Source organism: Chitinophagales bacterium (assembly GCA_020636495.1).
GTDB lineage: Bacteria > Bacteroidota > Bacteroidia > Chitinophagales > Chitinophagaceae > UBA5543.
This window is the reverse complement of record JACJXQ010000008.1, coordinates 3,114,811-3,129,632: the sequence shown is the minus strand read 5'-3', so window position 1 is coordinate 3,129,632 and position 14,822 is coordinate 3,114,811. Positions and strand designations below refer to the sequence as shown.

Genomic DNA, 14,822 nt, shown 5'->3' with positions numbered 1-14,822 from the left:
TATTGATAGTAAAATTACGTATATTTGAACTATTATTGCATTATGCAATTACCAGTTCTTTGACATATTGCCATGAAATAAATGCTCGACGGATTTTCTTCTTTTCTGCAACAGAATACAACTATTTCAAAATGCGATCACTTAACAATACTTAACAATTTGGGCTTAATTGTATTGATTCTCAGTCACTTGTTTTTGTAAATGATCAGATAAATTTTACCTTGATATAGATGTCTTTATTGCGGCCTTTGTCGTCAGCGCATGATATTTTAATATTGGGTGTTTCGGGTACGAAGAATACACGCTCGCCTGCATCGGTACTGGTAAGATATTTATCATTGATATACCAGAAGACCTTTTTTACATCATTACCGGCGGTGCATTGCAGTTGTAGCTGTTGTTTGTTCTTGTCGGTTATCAGGTAGGTAGCTTTGTCTGTTAGTGAAGTGATGTATGGTGCCTGCCCGTCAAACGTCCGGGAGCATAATGGGTTGTGTTCAGGTATTTTAGTATAGGGTATGTGATACTGTTCGTAATAAGCTGTCAGCTCTGCTGATATGTTGGGGATGGTCTCTGTTTTGTAGCCTGCAGAAGGGCGGCAAGACGTACAGTAACTAAAACTTTCGTCGGCTGCCAGCCATACTTCTTTCAGGTGATCGCAGTGGTTGTTGTCAGAAATACCCGGGATGTAATAGTCCATTATGGTCTCAGTACAGAAATCATTCGGTGTTTTGCCTGTTTCTTTACATACATACCTGAACTGCACTTTCTCGGGCATTTTCAACCAGTCGTCCGACACATGTTTGTCAATAGTGTTAAACAGGCGAAATAATAGTGGGGTAGCAATGCCTGCACCATTCAGTTCAGCAACTCCTGTACCGTCAAAATTACCTACCCATACACCGATAGTATAGCGTTTATTATAACCTACACTCCAGGCGTCTTTCCTGCCGTACGATGTGCCTGTTTTCCAGGCTATTTTAGGTATGCTCAACGCATTATCAAAGAGGTTAGGTACATCTGGCCGGTACAGATCGGTAATGATGTTGCTGACGATATATGCCGCAGCTGGTGACACCAGGCGTACAGGTTTGACTTTTGTGGGTTTAACTGGTTCCGTTGTCCATTTCATAGGTTGGAATTCGCCCTTGTTGGCCAGTGTGGAATATAAACCTGCCAACTCATCCAGCCGAATAGTACAGCCTCCCAGTATCAGTGATATGCCCAGGTTCTTACGTTGTTCTTTCAGCGTAGATACGCCACAGTTAGAAAGGGCTCTGATGAATGTTTCTGTGCCGGCTTCGTTCAGCAGTTTTACAGCCGGGATATTGAGTGATTTTTTTAAGGCGTCTTCTATAGCAATGTTGCCCCTGAATTCAAGGTCGTAATTCTCAGGCATGTATCCGTCCAGGTTCACGGGTACATCGGCTATGATCGTTTTAGGGGTTATCATACCCATGTCAGTACATAACGCATATAGAAATGGCTTCAGTGTACTGCCGGGCGAACGTGGCGCTGCTACTCCATCTACCTGCCCGTGATGTGTGTCGTCATAAAAGTTGTGAGAACCTATGTAGGCTTTTACTTCATGATTTGTGTTGTCTATCACTATTACTGCACAGTTGTGTATGTTTTGCAACTCAAGATTGCTCATGTATCCCTGTGTTATATCCTCCGCCTGTCTTTGCATGCGTTTGCTGATGGTAGAATATATATCAGCTTTACCCGGGTGCTGTGTGTGCATCCTCCATGCAAACTGCGGCACTTTTTTAGGTGCATCATGTCTGGAGGCAGTAAGCGGTTCCGTTAGTGCATCTTCAATAGCTTTGTCAGAAAACAGCCCCGCTTCTTTAAAGCGCATCAGCCACTCATTTCTGTAATTTACAAGTTGTCTGTTGTGTTTACCCATAACCAACGAATTGGGTTTGTTGGGTATGATGCTCAGAGCGGTGATCTCGGCAAGAGAAAGCTGTTCCGGCATTTTGTCGAAATAGAGAATTGATGCTGCTTTTACGCCCTGTATGTTTGACCCGTAAGGTACAAGGTTCAGATACATATCCAGTATCTCGTTCTTGGTATAGTGTAGCTCCAGTTGAAGGGCGCGGAACATCTCCGTTACCTTGTTGAAGTATGTCCTTTTTTTAGGTTGCAGCATACGGGCAACCTGCATGGTAATGGTTGAGGCGCCTGATGTTCTTTTCTTATGTGTTATGTTATTGAACATAGCTCTTCCTACAGACAGCAGGTTTACACCGGGGTGGTAGTAGAAATACTTATCCTCTTTAAAGATGATGGCTTTGCGCAGTTCCGGCGTTATTTCTTCTGCTGAAACTTTCATACGCCATTGTTCGTCTTTTGCCAGGTAGGCATGCAATACACTACTGTCGTCACCTCTTATCAGCTGGCCGTAGTCAATATGTGTTTGTACTGGCAAAGTAATATCCAGCACAATGAACAGTATTGCGGCAATAACCACCGCAATACCAGATATACGCACTATATGTATCAGCCGACCTTTCACTGTTTATTTTTCAAGCACTTTTATTTCTCCTGCGCCATTGTATGAGTGGAATGCTCCATTATACATAGCATCTGCCTGTACAGGCCCCAGCTTGAATGTGCCGGGAGATACTGCCCTTACCATGTAATAGTAAGTTCGTTTGTTGCCATCTGCACTTGTAAATAGGTTCACCCTGTCATCACGAAAATCTTCATAATCAGCTTCAGACTTGTTCTTTATCCAGTCAATATCAGGCATACTGTTCAGGCGTGTGTTCTCGATTTCCAAACCGGCTGGAAGTATGTCTGTAAGTACCACATTTTCAATGTTAGTGTTGTATTGTGCTTCCAGGGTCAGTTGAACAACGATCAGGTCGTTTTGCCTGAAGGTATTATCCGTTATCTGTTTGCCGCTACGAGTGTAGAAATATCGTCTTGCACGCATGTAGCTGTCTTCTTCTTTAAAGCTGCCATCTGCTGTAATGCCTGATGTTTCGGCAAAGAAATAGTAAGAACCCGTACCGTTAACCTTCATTTTAATAGATTGCCCCATATAAGGTTTCAGGTCGATTGACAGGTCATCTCCATTTGTGCTGCCGATATTTTTGCCATTGACTATAACGGTTGCCGTGGCTTTTGTTTTATTGGCACGTTGAGCGATCTTACCCATAGCCAATATACCAAAGGCCTTCTCCTGGGTGTTCATGTATTGGCTGTTGCGCATCTTTTCTGATAACAACCTTGAAAGAACCGCTACCTGTGGATGGTCCGGGTCTATCTCCTGCAATGCATATAAGGATATGGCAAGATCGCGGATATATGAGTAGAAGCTGCCACTGAATGTTGACTTAGATTCTTCTCCTGCAAACTCGCGCGGCAATATCTCAGCTACCTTTTGTTTTTGACCTGATATGGCATAAGCGGCTGCCAAGAGGTATTTACTGTCTATACTCAGTATTTCTGGATGAGCCTTATAAAAATTCATCGTGCTGTGTTGCGGGTTGCCAGCCAATGCTAATACAAATAAAGAGTAAGCAACTTCTTTTGCTGCAACTTCCTTTTTGTCGTTCAGGTTGTAGTACAGTACGATTGTTTTCTTAGCCTTTAACATTTGCACCAGGTAATCCTGTATACGCTCAATGGTCCTGTTGTTGACCGGGTATCCTGCTTTCTTTGCTTCCAGCAGGAAGTGGCAGGCATATATAGTACCCCACCAGCTTTCATATCCTCCACCTGGCCAGTATGTTAAAGCACCATTGGACATTTGCATGGATTGTAACTTCAGTATAGCCTGTCTTACATTATAGCCGGGGTTCATATCTCCGTCCTCTGTTTTGGAAATGCTTTTTACCAGGTCGTAATAATACAGTTGCGGGAAGACAGTTGAGGTGGTTTGTTCCACACAGCCATACGGATAACTTACAAGGTCGGTTATATCTTTAGTAAATGCAGTAAGCGGGGATTTGCTCACTACCAGCTTGCCCCTTGCACTTGCAGCAATGAATTTATTGCTGATGTCTACAGGCTGATCATTACCTGCTTTTACCTGGCCTGATGTGAATTGCTTTTGCAAGCCTGCAGGAGGCCGCACTGCAATTTCTGTTTCGTTGGTAAATGTCTCGTTGATAGCTTTCACTGAAATAGTAACCTTGCCTGCTCCTATAGCAGAATTGGCTGATATATTATATACTACGCGTTGTTCTTTATTGGCGGGTATCTTGATGGTTTGTGGCGCAGAATTGCCTTTGCTCAATGGACCTGTAACGTTTATGTCTACATTGGCCGACATTTCTTTGTCGGTTGTATTACTGATCGTTACACCAACAACCGCTTCATCGCCCGGGCTGAAGAAGCGGGGAAGCGCCGTGCTGATCACAACAGGGTCTGCAACCTTCATGTGTTCTTCTGCACTGCCAAATCCTTTTTGTTTATAGGCCAGCGCCATTACTCTGATGTCTCCTGAGAACTGAGGTATATCTATATCGTAAGATACATTGCCATTCGCATCTGCCTGTTTTATGCCACTCCAGAATGATACATTTTTTATGCGGTTGACAAAAAGCGGGTTGGCTCTCATGGCACTTTCATCGGCACCATCACCACCTGTGCTGCTCATGCGGGTTTTTATTTCCGGCATCAGGTATGGATAGACATCGTAGCTTTTGGTAGATAGCGCCACTTTCTGGTAGAAGTAGTTGTACGCATCCGGTGTTTTGAAATTCTTAACCTGCAGTATGCCTTCATCTACCGCCGCAATGGTCACAAAAGCATTAGGAGCTGTTTTTACCTTAATAGTTTGTTTGGTTTTAGAACGTGACTTCTCTGTACTCGTAATGCTAACCGCAAGTTTAGATTCTTTGTTCTCTACTTTTACAGACCTGAACCCATGCGCTACTGTCAACGGCATTTGAGAGTCGTCCATAGGGCGGAACAGCGTAGCGGTAACATATACGTTAGGTACCAGCATTTCTTCTGCTTTCAGTGTGTAAGAAGCAGACTTATTCTCTGTACTAAGGAACAGGTGCTTTATTACCTTGTCACGTTCCAGTGTTATCAACATGCGCCCTTCGAAAGGGGTGGTGAACAGCAGTTTGATATCTTCTCCTGTATTGTATTGTTCTTTATCCGTTTTGATGGTTACATTCCCTTCATTGTTCACCTCGAAAGAACTGTATTCTGTATCTCCCCAAGCCCATGCATAAATGGTTTCGGATACATAACTGTTCGCGCCGTCAGGTGTAATGCGTATCTCATATTCACCACTTACGTCGGGTATAAATGAGTAGGTGGTGTTATTACCACTAATGACAATATTAGACTCCTTAAGCATCTTTTCCTGCTTTTGCGATACATACCTGTAGCTGCTGCCCGTTTGCTGTATCACGCTGTGCCATTCTTTTCTTATAAGCTGAACTTTTGCTTTAGCGCCATTTTGCAATTTGCCGTTCTTGTCTACGGCTATTAACTGAAGTTTATGTGGTGCACGTGTGCTTACATAATAGTTGTGCTGTTTAATACCTATAAATACAGGTTGTGTGTATACATCGAAATGACTGTACCTGTGAACGGGGCGGCCTGTTTCATCAAACGCAGTTGCCATGACATTGCCTTGCAACATACCCGTGCCTTTGAGCTCTTTTTTTACATCAAACCCGAATTTAGCAGTGCCGGCATCATTGGTTTTTCCTTCCTGGTAGCCATAAGGATAGTCATTGTTGTTCACAATGTCGAAGGAGTAATCTGAGAAGGCAGATGCCCTGAATTCTTTCTTGTCCATATTCAGCTCTGCCGACCAGTTCCGACCAGACGCCGGAGTGCCAAACAGATTGTCTACCTGTAGGGTAGCATGTATACTGTCGCCGGGTTTGTATTCTTCTTTGTCAAGTGTGAGTGCCGATTTTATCCTGTCCGGTACAAAATCTTCTACGCTTATGGTATATGAGTTCAGCAGTACATTGTTGCCCGTAAGTACATTTAGTGTGTATGGGCCTGTAATGGTAGTAGGCGGCAAGTCGAATGATGTTTCGCAGGACCCTTCTTTATTCAGTATTTTCCTATTGTTACTCAGTTCCTTGCCATTCGGCATTTCTAATTGCAGTATTACAGGTATCTCGCCGGGATTGCGCCATGCTTCATCCCTTATTATTGTACTGACATGCATTTTTTCTCCCGGGCGGTATAGGTTACGTTCCGCATATATCATGGCATTCAGCCCCGTACTGTTGGGGTAGCGACCACCCACATCAAAACGTGATGTTTCTACTCCCTGGGTGTACATGGATATAAAGCTGAATTCCCCGTCTTTTTTAGCGGTTACCAGTCCTACTTTGAAGCCGGGGTGTTTTTCATTCAAGTCAGCCAGTTTGGCCATTCCTTCATTGTCGGTAGTTATTACGTCCAGTAACTGGTTGTTGGTGCTGACGAAAGATATTTTTACGCCGGACATAGCCGTGGCATGACGTATTGAATTGGCAAAGACATATACATTGTTATCCTCTTCTTTTACTATAAGCCCGATGTCTGAGAAGTTGAGCACTTTTGATTCCTGTACCCAGTTGTGGTCAGTAGACTGGACGGTAACTATATAGGTTCCGTCAAAGGTCTTGATCTTATCTGTAAAATCAAGGTTGAGGATGCTAATGGCATTTTGCCTGGGCAATTTAGAAGTTTCATACTCCTGCGAAAATACCTCGTCTCCTATGTTATAGGTGTTGTAGTACCTGTAATCATTATAATCTTCTTCATCGCTATCGTAAGAATAACCATAATTGTAGCCACGCCTTAAGAATTGTTCAATGTTATTCTCGTACACTTTGGTGATGGTCAGTCTTATTTTAGGTACGCTGGCTATTTTTAATGAAATGTTCCTATTGCCCTGTGTAGACAGGTACATGCCTTTGCTATTGGCAAAAGAAATAGATGGTGCCAGCTTTTTAAAAGATATTTCCGACGCGAAATCTTCTTTCATTTTACCACCAAAAAGTCCCTCTACGGCTTTAGATATGGTTAGGTCGTATTTGCTTGTAATTGAGAATTTATCACTGGTGATAATGATGCTTCCTTCAGAAGTTTCAATGTCAAATGGTACCGCAGGTTCCAGCTTGATAAGTTTTTTCAGGCCTTCTTCCATTACGGGCTGTGATGTGCTGATGGAAATTATGCCTTCTTCTCCTGTATGCTGGCTGGTCAGGTTTGTCATGGCCAGGTTGAATCTGCTGGGGACTGACCCTTCAATAGTTGTGTCAGTATTAGACGCTTTGCCGGTCTCTGCGATAGTAATGCCTTTACTTAATTTGATATCCAATGGAGTTTCCAGATCCGCATCGTTAAGAGGCATGAATTGCAGTGATACCCGTTTGTCGTTACCGCTGTTAATGGTTGTTGTGTTTACCGTATTGCCTGTTGAGCTAAGAATGATATTTGCAGCGGCAGATGTGACCTCTACCTCGTAGTTAAAATCGATGTCCAGTTGCACCATTACGTTTGCATTGCCGGCGCCTCTTGTCCAGGAAATATTGGCTTGTTCAATACGTAGCGGAGCTGTATGAAACTTAACAGTTTTGTCCTTCAAATTATACTTATTCCTGCTCTTTTTCAGCACTTCGTTGTTTATTGTTGCTGTATACTCTGTTTCCGGTAAAAAAGCTGTTCCCGGAGAGAATGATAATTCACTTGAGCTGTTCCATTTGAAAGAACCTTTTACTACTGGTGAAAAGGTGACGAATTCCGTACTGTCCCATTTGTAGAGGAGGCTATCAGGGTAGAGGTCTTTATTAAAGGCAAATAACAGGTTCTGCTTTTGTTCTATGTCATTAGCAAAATGACTTTTGTCAATAGTTAGCCCATTACCTGAATTGCAGGAATAGATAGCAAGGCAGAGCATAACCAGCATGCCTGCATAGAGGGAGGTGTTTTTCATACGAAATATATTGAGCGTGGTCGAGATACTCTAAAGTAACCTTTAATAACGTAGTATTAAAGCGGGGCTTGCCTTTCAGAGTATAAAATATTTGTTAATAAATAGTTGCGTGGTTAGTGCATGTAGTATAAGCTCTTATTTTTTCAACAGTTTAAATACAGCACAGGTTCCTTGTGTATTTCTTACTTTCAGAATATATAGCCCACTGCTTAATTCAGCTGTTTCAATGGTACTATTGCCTGTTGTGATACTTCCTTCTTTTAGTATCTGCCCGGTTGTATTATAAATGCGGTATGTAAAAGCACTACTTATGCTTGCTGAGATATGTACCAGGTTATTGAAAGGATTTGGTGATACTAAAATGCCCATATCTTCCTGGCTGACGGATTTGATTGAAGTGTAAACCGGATTTTTTGTGCAATCGGTCGGTAAATTATTATCGTGCCTGTCAATGGCTGAATTACGTCCTGTGTTATAATCATGAGGCGCACCTATACTGGGAAATGTATTATGGGCTAACCAGTAACCGGGTTCAGCCTGCAGGTATAGGGATTTTTCAGATATGGTATTAGTGCCTACAGGTGCTATTACTGATTTTACATTATTGCCGTATTCAAAATGCCCTTTGCCATTCAACAGGTAGTAGGCCAATCCCGGGAGGGTGCTGGTTATTTCATTCCCAACGTAATTCATGCTGTCTGATGCAGGGTTAGCATTGGTGAAAATGCCATACAGTTGGGCCCTGTTTCTGAAGAAAGTATTGAAAGGCCCATTGATGCCGTGAGAGTCATCAATAACAATACTCTGAATGATATTCCCTTCAAAAAGATTCAGGTAAGGATAGTTACCGTGACATACAATATCGCCTGCCGAGTTTGTTGGGAATGGCGGCTCGTCCCAATAAGGGTCAAAAGAATAATTGTAAGCAAAAACATTACCATTGGCACCGGACTGAACAAGCATAGAGTGACGTAAGTGTTCAAATATATTGTTCTCAATAAGACACTCCCCACTGCCATACTCCACAAGTGTACCGTAAGCTTTGCCATTGCCACCATATGCATGTGCATGGTGCATATAATTGCCTCTCAGCAAAGCATGTGTGGAGTGTCTTACAGCAACATGGGCAAAGTTCGAGTTGTAACTTTCAATGCCTGTAACCCAACAGTCTACGGTTTTGTCGAACGTTATGTTGTTGGTTTGGTCCGTTGTAGCGTCTTTACGTTCAATATACATGCATTCAATGCCTACATCTTTAACCAGGGTTAGCTTTTTTAATACAGGTGTATTGTTCAGTGTATAGTTACGTCGTAGTTTATTCTCTACTGTGAGATCATTCCCTGAGATGGAGATTATTTTCAATACCTGCCCGGTTGAGCCCGCAGCCCATGCTGAGGTCGTCAGTATCTGGTCATTATCTGTAATGAATACGTATGAACCTACTGAAAAATCACCACCATTATTTACTTTGACCGTGTTATCTCCTTTGTTAACTGTTGTTGTAGTGTTGTAGGTCGTATTATCAATGCTGCCAATAATGTTTATCATGTCGACAGGTCCGCCTATATCAAATGCCAGCTTTGAAGATGCTCCTTCTCCTTTTAATACAATGCTGTCCCTGTAGATGTTAATCGGTTTTTTGAAGAGGTAATTTCCGGCAGGAAAATAAATTGTGCCGGGTTGGCCATTAAGAGCCGAAAGGGCATTTGCGAAAGCGGTGTCGTTGGCAGTTGTTCCGTCTGCAACTGCCCCGTGATTCATGATATTGATAGTGGTAGAAAAAACAGGGAGTGTATCAGTATGTCCTGCTTTGCTCCAGTCTGTCACCCTGTCCGAAGGAATGGTTTGTGCTATACTTTGCATCCATACAGCTAAAAGAAATACTAATAGTGCTGAGGTTTGTTTCATTTTGTTAGATTGTACCACTAAAACTATAATATTTATTACCACATTTTCAATGTACAGGCTTAAAAAAAGATAAAATCATATCCTGACAGATATTGATGATATACTGACTAATCAATAATATTCATAACTTTGCATTGCATTGCAACGTTTTGTGGTCATATCACTGCTATGTACTTTCATAGCCATACAAACACCCTTGCACGAGGTGTTCAAGTTCCCTTTGCTGGTAACGCATTACTTTGAACACAAGAAGCACGATGAAACAATGACCCTGCTGAAGTTCATGCATATTCATTACACACAGAAGACAGTTGTAGATGATGATTATGATAAAGATATGCAGCTGCCTTTCAAAGATTGCAGTGCTCCGATCTTCTTTACCATGTCTACCATCTCTAAGAAAGTCCAGATATCACTACATGTCCCGGCTCCGGAGAGTAAAAGTCTTCTTTCTGTTACTACAGATACATTTCTAAGCACAGATTTTCATGATAAGATCTGGCAGCCTCCCCGTAATTGTTAAGCATGCAACGTGACCCGGACGTGGGTTCGCAATCGTAATTGATCTTTGTACGAGACAACCGGAAATCGGTTGTCCGAATAATTAATGCTTAACATTTATGTTGAATAAAATAATATCGTTTTCGATAAAGAAAAAGCTGATCATCGGGCTGATGACATTAGCGTTGATAGCATGGGGTGGGTACTCCCTTACCCGGCTATCCATTGATGCTGTGCCCGATATCACTAATAACCAGGTGCAGGTAATTACCAGTGCACCATCACAGGCAGCCTCTGATATAGAGCGCCTGGTAACTTTCCCGATAGAGCAATCGGTGGCAACCATACCGGGATTGTCTGAGGTCCGTTCATTCTCCCGTTTCGGGCTTAGTGTTATCACAATCGTTTTTGATGAAGATGTGGATGTGTACTGGGCAAGACAGCAGGTGTCTGAGCGACTGAATGATGTCAAAGGGGAAATACCATCGTATATAGGCAGCCCCAAAATGGCACCGGTAACTACGGGCCTTGGAGAGATATACCAATATGTATTACGCCCCGAAAAAGGGTATGAAGACAAATATTCCATCTCAGATCTGCGTACAATACAGGATTGGATCGTACGCAGACGATTGCTGGGCGTAGAAGGTGTGGCTGAAATTAGCAGTTTCGGAGGTCATTTAAAGCAATACGAAGTGGCTGTAAACCCTGCCAAACTTCGGGGCATGAATGTCAGTATATCTGAAGTGATTGCAGCGCTGGAGACTAATAATAAGAATACCGGTGGAGCATATATTGACAGTAAACCCAGCACTTATTTTATCCGTACTGAAGGCCTTACAGAGACTATTGATGATATAGAAAAGATAGTTGTAAAAGTTAACCCGGGTGGATTGCCGATCCTTGTAAGGGATGTGGGAGTTGTGCAGGAAGGAAGTGCTGTAAGGTATGGGGCTATGACCTATAATGGTAAAGGAGAAGCTGTGGGTGGTATAGTTATGATGCTGAAAGGGGCAAACTCCTCTGATGTCATCAATAAAGTAACTGAGCGTGTGCAGGAAGTAAGAAAAAATCTACCCGAGGGTGTAGAAATTGTTCCGTATCTGGATAGAACAAAGTTGGTAAATAATGCCATAAGTACTGTGTCGCGCAACCTGATTGAAGGTGCGTTGATAGTAATATTCGTATTGGTACTATTGTTGGGTAATCTTCGTGCCGGGTTGATAGTAGCATCTGTGATACCATTGGCTATGTTGTTCGCATTCAGCCTGATGAACCTGTTTGGGGTTTCGGGTAATCTGATGAGCCTCGGAGCATTGGATTTTGGGTTGATAGTAGACGGTGCTGTTATCATAGTTGAAGCTACGATGCACCATTTGTCGAAGATAACGGGGCAACATAAGCTGAGCAGGGATGAAATGGATAAAGAAGTGCTGGGTTCTGCCGGTAAAATGCTCAACTCGGCTGCGTTCGGGCAAATAATTATCCTGATTGTGTATTTACCCATACTGGTATTAACAGGTATTGAGGGTAAGATGTTCCGACCTATGGCTCAGACCGTTTCATTTGCTATTATGGGGGCATTCATATTGTCGCTTACTTACGTGCCTATGATGAGTGCATTGTTTCTGAGTCGCAAAACAGAAGCAAAAACTACTTTTTCTGACAGGTTGATACATAAGCTACAGTCGTGGTATGAACCATTGCTGGCAAAAGCACTGCATCATAAACGTATGGTTGTTTTAGCGGCATTCCTTTTGTTTGCCGGTGCAGGAGTTTTATTTGCTGGAATGGGTGCCGAGTTTCTGCCCTCATTAGATGAAGGCGATTATGCTGTAGAAATGAGGCTATTACCCGGTACCAGTTTGCCTGAAACTGCAGAGGTAACCATGAAAGCTTCAAGAATATTGCTGAAAGAGTTTCCTGATGAAGTAGTAGAAGTTGTAGGTAAAATAGGTAGTAGTGAAGTGCCTACAGACCCGATGCCAATAGAAGCGGCCGATCTGATAATAGTTTTAAAAGACAAGGATCAGTGGAAAAAGGCATCAACAAAAGACGAATTGACGGAGAAAATGTCGGCTGCGCTGGAAAAATTACCGATCGCTACTTTTGGATTTCAGCAACCTATACAAATGAGGTTTAATGAACTAATGACAGGTGCCAAGCAGGACGTTGTAGTAAAGATATATGGAGATGATCTGGATAAGCTGACAGAGTATGCAGGTAAGGTGTCAAAAATAACAACGGGTATTACCGGAGCAAGAGATATATACGAGGAGCAGGTAACTGGGTTGACGCAAGTAGTAATAGACTACGATAGGGCGGCAATAGCACGTCATGGCTTGTCAGTTGATGAGATTAACAAAACAGTAAATGCCGCATTTGCAGGATATGTAACAGGTAAGGTGTATGAGGGTGAGCGCAGGTTTGATATGGTGGTAAGGCTTGAAGAGCAGGTGAGGGGTAGCATAGAAGATGTACGTAAGCTTATTGTTACGACAGCTGACGGACGCTCTGTACCATTAGAACAGCTTGCAGATGTTTCTTTTCGCGTAGGTCCTAACCAGATACAGCGTGATGATACCAAACGCAGGATAATTGTCGGTTTCAATGTGCGCGACAGAGACGTTGCGAGTGTTGTGAAAGAGTTGCAACAGAAAGTAATACAACAAATACATTTTGATCCTGGGTATCACGTTACCTATGGAGGTACTTTCGAGAATCTGCAAAAGGCAAAGGCAAGGCTTTCGATCGCCGTGCCCGTTGCTTTGCTGCTCATTTTTATTCTGTTATACTTTGCATTCGGCTCCATAAAACAAGGACTAATGATCTATACTGCAATACCTCTTTCTGCAATTGGCGGCATACTGGCGTTGTGGACCCGCGGTATGCCGTTCAGTATATCGGCAGCTGTTGGTTTTATCGCCCTGTTTGGCGTGGCTGTGCTTAATGGTATAGTGCTGATAGCAGAATTTAACCGTTTGAAAAAGGATCTTGATACTGATCTGAAGGATATAATATTGAAAGGTACTCATTCAAGGCTAAGACCGGTTATCATGACAGCATTGGTAGCATCCCTGGGATTTTTGCCAATGGCACTCTCTCATGGTAGTGGTGCAGAGGTACAGAAACCCTTGGCAACAGTTGTTATCGGTGGTCTTATAACAGCCACTATGCTTACTCTGTTTGTTTTGCCATGCCTGTACTATCTAGTTGAACAGTTCAGTAACAAACGACACAAGGGTGTAAGTGCCGCAATATTATTATTGCTGGTAGCAATGCCATTTGCCAAAGCCAATGCACAAAGGCTGACACCGAACCAGGCGGTAAATATCGCTTTGGAAAATAATTATGGTCTTAAAGCAAGTGTTGCTGATGTAACCTATAACAAACAGATGAAAAGAGCGGCATGGGAAATGCCCAAAACGCAGGTGTCTGCAGTATATGGACAATATAACAGCTATATTTCTTCTGATAACAATTACACGATCAGTCAGCAAATACCCTTTCCTACACTCTTTATAGCAAAAACACAATTGGCCAAAGAGAAAGAAATCGGTGCGCAGTTGCAAAAGGATGTTGTGGAAAATGATTTGGTGTATAAGGTTAAGGAAGGGTATTACAACTTGCTATACTTGCAGGAGGTACACCGGGTATTGCAGCGTATGGATAGCTTATATACTGATTTTAGCCAGGCGGCTGAGTTGAGGTACAAAACCGGTGAAGGGACTTTGCTGGAACAATCTACAGCTCAGGCAAGGAAAGCTGATGTAAAAAACAGATTACTACAGAACCTGTCGGACATCACTATCGCTAAACGTCATTTACAGGCACTCATGTCAACAGACGATAGTATTGAGATAGCTGATGAGCAACTTCTGCCGCTTGTTATTGTAGGGGCTGATCTCAAGGATGCATCTGCCAATCCTGTATTAAAGATGATGGAGCAGGATGCTATTGTCAGTAAAAAACAAAAAGCGGTAGAAATGCATGCTATCCTGCCCGACCTGATGGTTGGTTACTTTAATCAAACAATGGTGGGTAATCCTTTGAATGATAATAGCCCGCCAGCTTTGGCTACTTCTACTGACCGATTTACAGGAGTTCAGTTTGGGGTGTCAATTCCATTGTTTGTAGGGCCGCAAATGGCTAAGATGAAAGCGCAGGAGGCAAACAGGCAAAAGGCACTGTTGCAATATCGCAATACAGAGATCATGCTTAATAGTATGTACGAAGAAAGTATACAGGAGTATGTCAAACAAAAGAATAGCCTTGCTTATTATAATGAAACAGGTTTGGCTAATATGGCACTCATCCGTACACAGGCACAAAAGTCTTACAACGCCGGAGAAGTGAGCTACACAGAATACCTTGTGAGCCTACAGCAGGTACAGGAAATGGAACAACAGTATTTAAAAACAATTAGCGACCATAACCGCGCCGTTTTGCGCCTGGCATACTTGTCAGGTGGTCAGCTTCAGATAAAATAAATAGC

5 protein-coding genes are annotated in these 14,822 nt (G+C 42.7%); 2 read left to right on the top strand and 3 right to left on the bottom strand.

The genetic code is table 11. The annotated features are described in order from the left end of the window. Positions 1-205: 205 nt before the first annotated feature. From pbpC to H6550_13975, 3 genes are all read right to left on the bottom strand, one after another. Positions 206-2,506 (bottom strand): penicillin-binding protein 1C, encoded by a 2,301-nt coding sequence (gene pbpC / locus H6550_13985; protein MCB9047239.1) that lies wholly within the window; start codon positions 2,504-2,506, stop codon positions 206-208. Between the two features lie 18 nt (positions 2,507-2,524). After that, complete coding sequence (locus H6550_13980) at positions 2,525-7,918, bottom strand: alpha-2-macroglobulin family protein (protein MCB9047238.1); 5,394 nt, start codon at positions 7,916-7,918, stop codon at positions 2,525-2,527. A gap of 135 nt (positions 7,919-8,053) precedes the next feature. After that, complete coding sequence (locus tag H6550_13975; GenBank protein MCB9047237.1) at positions 8,054-9,826, bottom strand: T9SS type A sorting domain-containing protein; 1,773 nt, start codon at positions 9,824-9,826, stop codon at positions 8,054-8,056. A gap of 139 nt (positions 9,827-9,965) precedes the next feature. Between H6550_13975 and H6550_13970 the strand changes: the two genes are divergently transcribed. Together H6550_13970 and H6550_13965 are read left to right on the top strand one after the other, a co-directional pair. After that, positions 9,966-10,349, top strand: coding sequence for a hypothetical protein (locus H6550_13970; protein ID MCB9047236.1), 384 nt, complete (start codon positions 9,966-9,968; stop codon positions 10,347-10,349). Positions 10,350-10,446: 97 nt separating this feature from the next. Beyond that, a complete protein-coding gene (locus H6550_13965; GenBank protein MCB9047235.1) occupies positions 10,447-14,817 on the top strand; it encodes a CusA/CzcA family heavy metal efflux RND transporter in 4,371 nt (1,456 codons plus the stop codon). Positions 14,818-14,822: the final 5 nt, after the last annotated feature.

What these genes read in the sequence shown, in the direction of transcription:
- H6550_13980 (MCB9047238.1), bottom strand. Translation starts at nt 7,918, where the DNA reads ATGAAAAACACCTCCCTCTATGCAGGCATGCTGGTTATGCTCTGCCTT.
- H6550_13975 (MCB9047237.1), bottom strand. Translation starts at nt 9,826, where the DNA reads ATGAAACAAACCTCAGCACTATTAGTATTTCTTTTAGCTGTATGGATG.
- H6550_13965 (MCB9047235.1), top strand. Translation starts at nt 10,447, where the DNA reads ATGTTGAATAAAATAATATCGTTTTCGATAAAGAAAAAGCTGATCATC.